This is a genomic window from Deinococcus phoenicis (assembly GCF_000599865.1).
Classification (GTDB): domain Bacteria; phylum Deinococcota; class Deinococci; order Deinococcales; family Deinococcaceae; genus Deinococcus; species Deinococcus phoenicis.
Map to the genome: position 1 here is coordinate 102,320 of NZ_JHAC01000017.1, position 10,181 is coordinate 112,500.

Consider the following 10,181-nt stretch of genomic DNA (forward strand, 5'->3'; position numbering starts at 1 on the left):
CGCTTCCCGCTACGACGTTCAAAAAGAGAAGGCCCCAGCTTTTGCCGGGGCCTTCTTCTTGGCTGGCGGCGGGAAGCGGGCCGCTACCGGGTCAACAGCCGGTACGTCACCCCGAAGCGCACCTTGGTGCTGTCCTCGTCGTTCTGCACGCCCAGGCTGATGCTGGCGCGGCGGTTGATGTTGTAGGCGGCACTGAAACTGGGGCGGACCGACTGGAGGTTCAGGCCGCTCAGGGGCGTGCTGACCTTGAAGGTCACGCGGCCGTCCGGCGTGCTGTAGGTCGCGTCCAGCAGGCCCTCGCCGTTGAGGTCCACCTGATATTGCAAGTAGAGGTCGCGCGTCAGGTACGAGCCGAGCGTCAGGGTTGCGCCCAGCGAGCCGTCCGCTGTGGCGAGATTGGGCGTCAGGCGGAACACGTCCAGACCCAGGGCGCGGGCCACGTTGCGCTCCAGCTCGCCCAGCACGAACACGTTCAGGGCCGTTTGCAGGGCGCTGGTGCCGAGCGCGGCCAGGTTCTGGGGCAGGGCCTCCAGGTTCGGGACACCGGTGGCGACCAGCGCATAGAGCTGGGCTTCGGTGTAGGCATTGCCGGTGGCCGGGTCGGTGCAGGCGGTGCCCGCCGTGGCCGCGCAGCTCAGGGTGGTCCGCAGGTTCAGCACGTCCTGGCCGTTGGTCGCGGGCCTGAACTCGCCCTGCACGTCCAGCGTGACGGGCACCCGCTGCCCGCTGCTGCTGTCGGTCACGCTGCCGCTGGCCAGGACCGCGAAGGTCGGCAAGATCCCCTCGCCGGAAAAGGCCACCCGCCCACTGCGGAGCGTGAACTCGTTCTCGCGCAGGAACAGGGTGCCGCGCTGCGCCAGGATGTCGCCCCGCAGCAGGGGCCGCGCGCCCGTGCCCGACAGCACCAGGTTCCCGCTGAACTCGGCGCGGGCCAGCGCCTCGTCCACCCGGATGCCGTTAGGAGCCTGAACCGGGATGTCCTCGAAGACGATGCGTTCCAGGAAGGGCCGCGCGGGCCGCGCCCCGGGGGTGTCCGTGGGCGGCTTCGGGAAGGTCGTGTATTCCTCGGGCAGCGGGCTGGGGTAGTTGTCGGTGGTGCGCCCGCCGGCAGAAGCCGGCCCGCCCAGCTGGCTCTGGCCCGGCGCGGGAATGGTCGCCGGAGCGTTCGTGCGCCCCAGCGTGAGCCGCAGGAAGTTGGCGGCCCCGCTCACGTGAATCAGCGTGCCGTCGTCCGCTGCCCGCAAGTCGGCGTTCAGCACGCTCTCGCGCGCGTAGACGGCAGCCAGCGGGAGGTTGTAGTTGCGGGCCGTCAGGGTGAGGTCGGGGCGGGGCGCGACCGTACCCGTCACGCGGAGGGTGCCGGCCGGGGTGGTCGCGGTGGCGGCGCTGCGGCTCTGGGCGTTCAGCGTCCAGCGCATTCCCTCGCCCTGTGCCAGCGTGACGGTCGTGTTGGGCAGCGCGCCGAGCGCCTGCGGGGCCAGCAGGCCCGTGAAGGTGGCCCGCGTCCCCGAAAGCTTCCCGAGCGTGAGTTGCCCCCCCAGGTCCACGCGGCCGTCGCTGCCGACCGTGCCCCCCGTCAGGACGCGCCCACCCGCCGTGAACGCCCCGGAATCCGGCAGGTCACCGGCGAAGCTGGGAATCTGGAGACTCAGGCCGGCCACGCTGCCGACGAGGTTCTGCGCGCGCAGCAGCCCGCGCGGGCGGTCGTAGGTGCCCGCCGCCGTGAGCGTCACGCTGCCCTTGAGGCTGGGCGTGAGTTCGGCCAGCCCCGGAATCAGCCGCAGCACGGGCGTGAAGGTGGTGTCGGTGAACTGCGCGCTGAGGTCCACCCGAGACCGCGTGTACCCGCCGCGCACGTCCCAGGTGCCCGCGCCCGCGAGCTGGATGTTCACGTTCCGCAGTTCGCGCGCCGCATAGTCCAGTGTGCCGGTGCCGGTCAGCGTCTCGGTCACGGCGTCCGCGCCCGTGCCGCTGGTGGCCGTGACCCGGATGCGCTCCGCGACGACCGTGGCGTTGCCCGCGAGCGGGTCGGCCAGCGGCACCGAGAAGCGGGCCACGCCCGTCACCACTCCCTCACCGACCGTGGTACCGGTGAAGGCCGCGACCACCGCGCCCAGCGGGAGCGCCTGTAGGGTCGCGCGCCCGTTCAGCGTGCCGCCGGTCAGACTGGCGAAAAAGTCCGTCTCGCCCAGGAAGCCGCGAATGCGCCAGTCGCCGCCGACCAGCGTGCCTTCCACGCGCGCGCCGAGCTGCTTTTGCCCGATTTGCAGCGCGGGGCTGCTCAGCACGACCGTGCCGCCGCCGTCCTGAATGTTCGCCTCGCCGTTCACGCGGCCCGCGAGGCCCGGCGCGATGTTCAGCTTGCCGACTTCCACGTCGTTCAGGAGGGCGCGCAGACGGTAGCCCCCGCCGGTGGGGCGCACGGTGGTCAGGCCGCTCAGGGCCGGGAGCAGGTCCGCCAGACCGCCGTTCCCGGTCAGCTCCGCCTCGCCCATGTCGTTCCCCGCCGTCAGGTTGGCCTGGAAGGTCTGTCCGCCCAGCGTCACCGTTCCCGCCAGCCGCACGTCCTGCCCCAGCGCGCTGAGGGGATACTGCGCCGCCGTGACCGCACCGGTCAGCCCTGCCGGGCCGGAGGTGACGTTCGCCGTGAGGGTGCCGTTCTCCCGCCCCAGCGTTCCCGTCAGGTTGCCCGTCCAGCCTCCCTCGCCCTGGGTGGCGTTCACCGTCACCACGCCGGAGGGGAGGGTGGCGCTCGCCTGCACGCGCGGTTGGCCGCCAGTCAGGGTCACGCTGGCAGCCAGGTCTCCGGTCAGCGGGAGGCCCAGGTAGGGCACCTCATAGCCCGTCGTGACGTTGGTGACGCGCAGGTCCACGCGCCCGTCCCGCGTGGCGGTGCCCACCGCGCCGTTCGCCGTGAGCCTGCCAGTCACGCGCGGCACCTCCAGGCGGGCGAGGTCCAGGCCCGGCAGGTCCGCCCGCAGCGTCTCCCCGTTCCAGGTCACGCGCCCCGAGGTGAGGCCGTCCGTCACGTCCAGGTCCGCCGCCTTCAGGCTGGCCGTGCCCGCCGCGCGCCACTCGCCCCGCCGCACGCTCAGCGTGAGTTGCGGGTCGGCCAGCGGTCCGGTCGGCGTGACGCTCAGGCTGAGTTCCGGTCGGGTCAGGGCCGCCGTGCCCCGCCAGCGCCACTGGCCGCCTGCGTCCGGGCGCACCTCCAGCACGCCGCTTGCGGTGGCCCCCGAACCGTCCACCAGCCGCAGTTGCACACCGTCGGCATTCGCCACCAGCCGGGCACCCGCGCCCAGCACGCCGGCCTCGCCCGTGACCAGGGGATGACCCAGGGGGCCGGAGAACTTCAGGTTTGCGGCGTCGGTCAGCACCCCGTCCGGGCCGCCGGTCACGCGCGCGGTGCCGTGCCAGCCGGTGAAGGGGTCGGCGTTCACGTCCAGCGCGGCCCGCAGCCCCTGCCCGCCCAGGGTGCCGTCCACGCTCAGGGCGCGGGCCTGATAGGTGGCGTGCACGTTGCCGTCCAGCACGCCGCTCGCGGTCAGGGTGAGGTCGGCGGTGCCGTTCAGCCGCGCCGTCCCGCTGGCCCGCAGGGTGCTGCCCGCCGCATTCGCCGTCAGCCCGTTCAGCGTGAGCGTCTGCCCCTCCAGCGTGGCGACGGTGGTCCCGGCCTGCGTCAACGTGCCGCGCAGTCCGTCCAGCGTGCCGGTGAAGGCCCCACTGGTGTCGGCGAGCTGCACGCCGGACATGGCCGCCCCGCGCGTGGTCAGCGTTCCGGCGAGGCGTGGGGCGACCAGCGTGCCCGTCAGCGTCACGTCCGCCGCCGCCGTGCCCGTGCCGTTCACCAGCGCCAGCGGCGTGAGGCTGAGTTGTCCGGCCAGCGCGGGAATGAAGCCCTGGCCGGGCGTCAGGGTGAGGCGGCCCGTGCCGAGCGTTCCGGCGTTCAGCGCGTAGCCGCCCTGGCCGTCTCCGGTCAACGTGAGGGGACTGGGCAGACCGGGCAGCGTCGCGGTCGCCGTGCCCGTCAGCCGGGGCCACTGGCCGTTCAGGTCCAGCCGCACGGTGTTCTCGCCCTGGCGCGCCGTGCCGTACACCCGCGCCTGCACGGTGCCCGCCGCGAGGTCAAGGTCAGTGGCGTCGGCGTACAGGATGCCTGCCTGTCCTTTGCCCTTGAGGGTCACGCGGGCGTTGGCACGGGCGTCCCGCAGCGGGCCGGAGAGGGCGACCCGCGCGTCGAAGTTGGGGGTGACGGAGGAGGCATTTCCGGCCACCAGCAGGTCCTCCAGTGGGCCGCTGAGGGTCAGGTCGGCGTTGACCAGGCCCGCGCCCCAGGCGTTCGCGTTCACGTTCCGCGCCGTCACGCGCACGCCTGCGGGAAGCGCCCCCGCCGCCTTCAGCACGCCGCCGCGCAGGCTGCCGTCCAGCGCGGCCTCCAGCACGTCGGGTTGCCCGGCCCGGCGCAGATAGTTCGCGCGGCCATACAGGCTGAACGGCCCCGCCGTGCCCTGCTCGCCGCGCAAGGCGAGGTTCTGGGCCTGCACCAGTGAAGGTCCGCCCGCCAGGGTGCCCGAGGCGTGGACCGTTCCGGCAAAAGTCAGCGCATCCACATCCCAGGCGGGTGGCAACAGCCGGGCGAGGCGGACGGGTTCGGCCTTGAGGGTGGCCTCGTAGCGCCCCCCGCTCAGGGTCGCGCCGCCGGCCAGCCGCTCGCCCGCGAGGCGTACCGTCACGTCCCCGGCGCGGTACGTCGCGCCCAGGTCGCCGGTCAGGTCGCCGCCCGCGTCGGCCAGGCGGCCCGCGAAGCTGGCTTCGAACCTGTTCCAGCTCGCGCCCGCCAGGGTCGCGCGGCCCGTGGCGCGCAGTTGCTCTGCGCGGCCCCACAGCGCCCCCACGTCCAGCGCAGTGAGGTCCACGGTGCCCCCCGGCTTCAGCGGGAGGTCGGCGGGGAAGGTGCCGGCCACGCTCGCCGGGCCGATGCTGCCGGTCAGCGCGAGGGTGCCCGCACCTTTCAAGGTCGCGTCCAGCGCCCCGCCCGGCACGTTGCCGATGGCCCGCAACGACCCCAGCCACCCACTGCGGGCGTTCCAGCCGGTCACGCCGTCCAGCCGCACGCGCGTGTCTCCGCTCACGAAGGGTGCGTGGACGTTCAGGCGGCTGTCCTGCAAGCCCCCCAGCGCCCCCGACCCCAGTTGCCCACGGGCGAACCCGGCCAGCGCCTCACCGCTGAAGGTCGCCTTCCAGTCTTTGCCCAGCAGCCGCGCCGTCAGCCCGGTGCCGCTCGCCTGGAGGCCGCCCGCCGCGCCGGTCAGGGTTCCCTGTGCCCGCACGTCGGGTTTGCCCAGGGGGCCGCGCGCCTGCACGGTGTACGTTCCGGGCATATAGTCCGTCAGGGTCGCCTTCGCGCTGAGGTTCAGGGTGGGAAAAACCGGGCCGCTCGCGCGCAGCGTGCCGAAGGGCAGCGTCGCCGTCGCCCCCTGCACCCGCAGCACGCCGCCCGCGTAGGTGGCCGGGGCATGGAAGGCCGCACCCGCCGCAGTTCCGTCGGCGTTCACGCGCAGGTCGCGCAGCGTGCCGGTGACGGTGCCGCTGACGTGCCCCGCCGTCCCCGCGAGTGCCTGGAGGTCCGGGGCGTCAAAGTTGCCCGCCACCCGCCAGTCGGTATCCGCCCGGTTCAGCTTCAGATTCACGCTCGCGCCCGCGACGACCGCGTTCAGCGTGGCGGCGGCGTCCGGCCCGGTGAGGGCCTGCCCGGTGGCGGTGAGGTCGAGGGCGCGGCCCTGATACGTCCCGGCAGCCCGCAGGGTGAGCGTATCTGCCGCGTTCCCGCTCAACGTGCCGCGCACATCGCCTACGTTCAGCACGGCGTTCGCGCGGGGATAGAGGGGACCGCGCACCCGCACGCTCAGGCCCGCGAGGTCGCTGGTCAGGTCGGCCGCGAGTTGCCCCCGCGCCAGCGTGACGCTGCCGATGGCCCGCTGCCCCGCCGCCGCGAGATTCACGCGCGCCCGCCCGCTGGCCCGCGCAAAGTTCAGGCTGGGAGCGGCCAGGCTGGGGATGGTCAGGTTTGCCGTGACGCTGCCGGTCGCCTCCAGCCAGGGGCGCAGGGCGCGCGCATCCAGCACCGCGCCATTCACGCTGAGGGTCCGCCCGTCGTAGCGCACCGGAATGCGGCTGCCGGGGTGCGTCAGCGTGCCCGAGGCGGTCAGCCCGCGCGCCCAGCCCACCCGCGCCGTGAGATCCAGCGGGTCGCCCAGGTAGCGCGTGCCCCGTGTGGTGAGTGCCGCGCCTTGCCGGTCCAGCGTCGCCACCAGTTGCCCCGGCACCACCTCTGCCCGCAGCTCGGTGGGCAGCAGCGGCAGGAGGGGGGAGAGGCTCGCCGTCAGCGTGCCGCCCAGCGCGGGCAGCAGCGTCACGCGGCCCGCGACCGGACCGGAGGGCACGGCGGTCAGCCGCGTTCCTTCTCCCAGCAGCCGCACGGTGCCCGGCTGCCCGGCCAGCGCGTAGCGGAGGTCCGCCGCCCCACTCCAGTTGCCCGCCAGGTAGGTCAGGCCGCCGACCGTCGCCCGGCCCCCCGTCAGCGAGGCGGTCAGCGGGAGGGTCTGCGTGGGCAGGGTGACGCGCGTGGCCCCCTCCCCGAAGGTCTGGGGATTGACCCGCAGGGTGCCGCGCAGGTTCGCCACGCCGCCGGTCGCCTGCGCCGTGACATACGGGCCGGTCACATTCACGCGCAGGTCTTCCAGGGTGGCGGGGAGGGTCAGCCGCCCGGTGGCGGTCACGGTATGGCCCGCGATCTCGCCCGCCGCGTTCACGCGCCCGCTGCCAGCGGTGAGGCGCAGCGGTCCGGCGGTCAGGTTGCCCGTCAGCACGCCATTCCGGGCCGTCAGGTCGCCGCCCACGCGTTGCCCGGCCAGCGTCAGGCCCCGCGAGCGCACGTCGAAGTCCGAAAAGCCGCGCAGGGTCACGCGGGCGCTGCCGCCCGAGCCGTCAAAGACGTCCACCGTGCCGCGCGGTTCCGTGCCCGTCCCGGAGACGTGGCCGTCCACGTACAGGCCCGCGACCGGGCCGCGCACGTTCAGGTCGTAGCGGCCCGCCGGAAGCGCCGCCGTGCCCGTCGCGCGCAGGCCCTCGCCGTCGGTCAGCAGCACGTTCAGGTTCTGCCAGGGGCCGCGCAGGGCGACGGTGTACTGGTCCAGCACGCCACTGGCGTCGACCGTGCCCCGGAAGTTCTGTTTGTTGGGGCCTGGCCCCCAGGTTGCCTGCCCCCGCACCCGCCCCACCTGTCCGAAGGCGGTCAGCGTCTGCTGTCCCGAGACGGCCAGCAGCCCGGTCCGGGCCTCGTAGGTGGCGCGCAGGTCGCCCCAGGTGCCGCTGGCGGTGAGGGCGGGGGTGAGGGTACCCGAGAGGTTCACGGCCTGCCCCGGAATCGTCACGCCCGCGAAGGAGAGTTCGCCGGTGCGGCCCGTCAGCCGTGCCCTCAGGTTGCCGTATTCGCCGCTCAGGGCCGCGTTCAGCGTCTGCCCCTGCCAGGAGGCGGTCCCGCTGGCCTGTACGTTCGGATACACCTGCCCGCTGAGGTGGGCCGTGGCGTCCGCAAAGGCCGCGTTCAGGTTGGCCTGGACGGCCCCGCCTGTCCGCGTCAGGGTGCCGCGCACCTTCGCCCCTGCGGCTGTTCCGTCCACGCGGGCGGTCCCCCCTCGCCCGGCCAGCGCGAGGTCCAGCGTGCCGCCCAGGTCCTTCACGCCGACCAGCGGACGCAGCGCGGCGAGGTTCACCCGTCCGGTCACGTCCCAGTCCTGGCCGTTCAGGACGCCGCGCGCCGTGCGGCTCTGTCCAGTGCTGGCCGCCGTGGTCAGCGTGAAGCGCACGCCGTCCTCCATGCTCAGCGTGCCCTGGATGTCCGCGCCCTGGACGCGGGCGGTCGTTCGGAAGCCCTGCGCGAGCCGGGTGTCGGCCAGCACGGTCACGCCGCCCGCCGTGCCCCGCAGCCGCGCCGTCTCGCCCAGCCCGGTCGCGGTGAGGTTGAAGCCGTTGCCGGCAGCGGTCAGGGTGCCCGTGGCGCGCAGCCGGTTGGTCACCGTCGCCGTGCCATTCACGCGCACGCCGCCCGCCACCATGAGATTTCGCGCCTCCAGCGTGAAGGCGTCTCCGCGCCAGGTCAGGCGCTGGTCCCCCGGCGTGAAGGTGCCGCGCTGCTCCAGGTAGTTCACGTTCAGCGGCCCGCTCAGTGTCCCCGGTACGCCCGGCACGTTCGCCGTGAGGGTGCCGGCCACGTCCCCACCCGTCAGGTCCAGGCGGCCCTGCCCGCTCAGCGTGACGCCCGCGCCGGTCAGGTTCCGCGCGGTCCAGCCCCCCCGGAAGTTGCGGTCCAGGTCCAGCGTGACGCTGCCCAGGTCGGCCTTCAGGCCCTCCCTGTTCAGCCGCGCGGTGCCGCCCAGCGCGAAGGGGCCGGCCGCGCCGTCCGTCACCACGGCGCGCAGGTCGCCCGGCTGGCCGCTGAGGGCCACCTGTGCCCGCGCCGCCCCGTAGGTGGGGTGAAGGGTGGCGCTCAGGTTCTGGGTCTTGAGGCTCAGGGTGCCGGCCAGCGGCCCGCCTAGTCCCTGTCCCGCCAGCGTCAGCTCGTTGTGGGCGTCGATGTCCGCCGTCACGTCCAGCGGCTTCCCGGCGAAGGTTCCGGCCCAGGTCGCCTCGCCCGCGCGGCCAAAGGCCCAGCGCCCGCTCAGGGTCTGCTGCCCTGCCAGCGCCGTCTTCGCGCTGAAGGCCAGGTCGTTCGTCTGCCCTGCCGAGCCGCCCGCCCCGTCGCGGTTGAGGTACGTGTATTCGGCGTTCAGGTCGCGGAAGGGCACCCCCGCCAGGCGGCCCGCCCCCTTCCCGTAGGCCTTCACGCGCACGGTGCTCCAGCCGCCCGCCGTGACGCGCAGGCTGAGGTCACCTTCCCCGGTGGTGCCCAGGGCGTGTGCCAAGCCGCGAACCGTTGGCGCGGCGTCCGCCGTGACCGTCCAGTGCTTCGCCTTCAGGTCCACGCCGCCCTTTGCGGTCAGCGGGCCGTCCCAGCCGCGCCCGGCGAGGTTGAGGGTGATGTCGTTGCCCCGGTGCAGGGCCGTGCCGGAAATGTCGCGGACCGTCACGAAGCGGGCTTCGGGCACGCGGATGCTGGCGCCCGTCACCTTCAGGTCGCCGCGCACCGGCTCGCCGCCCCCCAGCACGTAACGGCCCGTGATGCGCCCGCCCGTCACGCCGTGCCAGTAGTGGTTCAGCACCCGTGCGTCGGCGTTCAGGTCCAGCACGAAGACATTTCCCGGTTTCACGGTCACGTCGGCGTTCAGGTCGCCGTCGGGGGTCTGGCCGCGCACCGCCAGCGCCCCGTTCTGACCCCGCGTCACGCGGAAGCGGCCATCCGGGATGTTCACGCCCGAGCCGTCCACGTTGACCCGGCTGCGCTGCACGTCCACCCCGCCCAGCACGACCTTCCAGCCTCCGCCCGCCTTGCCGCCCTGGCCTTTCTCACCCGCCAGCAGTTCCCTCAGCCTCAGGTTCACGGTCGCGTCGCGGGCGGCCACGTTCAGGCGCACGGTCTTGTTCCGCAGGTCCACGCCCGCCACGCTCACGCTCGCCTGACCCGCCACGGCGTCCACACCCGGCAGCTTCACTTCCGCGCCTTGCAGACTGGGGGACCACAGCGGCCCGCCGACGCCCTGCGCCGTGACCTGGATGTTCCCGCCGCTCACCTGTTTCAAGGCCCACTGGCCCAGCAGCGCGGGGGCGAACCAAGCGGCCAGCCCCAGCAGCACGGCAACCACCAGCAGCACCCACGGCCAGCGCCGCCGCGCGGGGCGGGCGGGCAGTGCCGGGGCCGGGTCGGGGCGCGGCGTCTCCGTCACGCGCGGACCGGCGGAGGGGGAAAAAGGGCGCTGGACACGGGGCGGGCGGGCATCTTCCCCACTCTACAGCCCGGCGGGTGAGCGCCCCGCCGCAAGCCCTCACCCGACCGTCAGAAACGCACCCTCCGGCCCCGCCCCGACCCGCTACCATGCCCCCCATGCGCCTGACCGCTCTTGTCACCGGTACCGTCCAGGGCGTCGGGTACCGCCGCTACGTGCAGCGCCATGCCCGCGACCTCAGCCTCTCCGGCAGCGCCGAGAACCTGCTCGACGGGCGGGTGGAGGTCGTGGCGGAAGGTT

The 10,181-nt window shown here is 74.0% G+C and carries 2 protein-coding genes (1 of these 2 cut by a window edge); one reads left to right on the forward strand and one right to left on the reverse strand.

Features of this window, described 5'->3' with window-relative positions; genetic code table 11:
• Positions 1-83: 83 nt before the first annotated feature.
• Positions 84-9,881: a translocation/assembly module TamB domain-containing protein gene (locus DEIPH_RS05635; RefSeq protein ID WP_081790800.1), complete on the reverse strand. Its 9,798-nt coding sequence runs from the start codon at positions 9,879-9,881 to the stop codon at positions 84-86.
• 158 nt (positions 9,882-10,039) lie between these two features.
• Between DEIPH_RS05635 and DEIPH_RS05640 the strand changes: the two genes are divergently transcribed.
• Positions 10,040-10,181: the 5' portion of an acylphosphatase gene (locus DEIPH_RS05640; RefSeq protein WP_081790811.1), read on the forward strand. 122 nt of this gene lie beyond the right edge of the window; the window shows 142 of its 264 coding nt (coding positions 1-142); the start codon lies at positions 10,040-10,042; its stop codon lies off the right edge, out of view.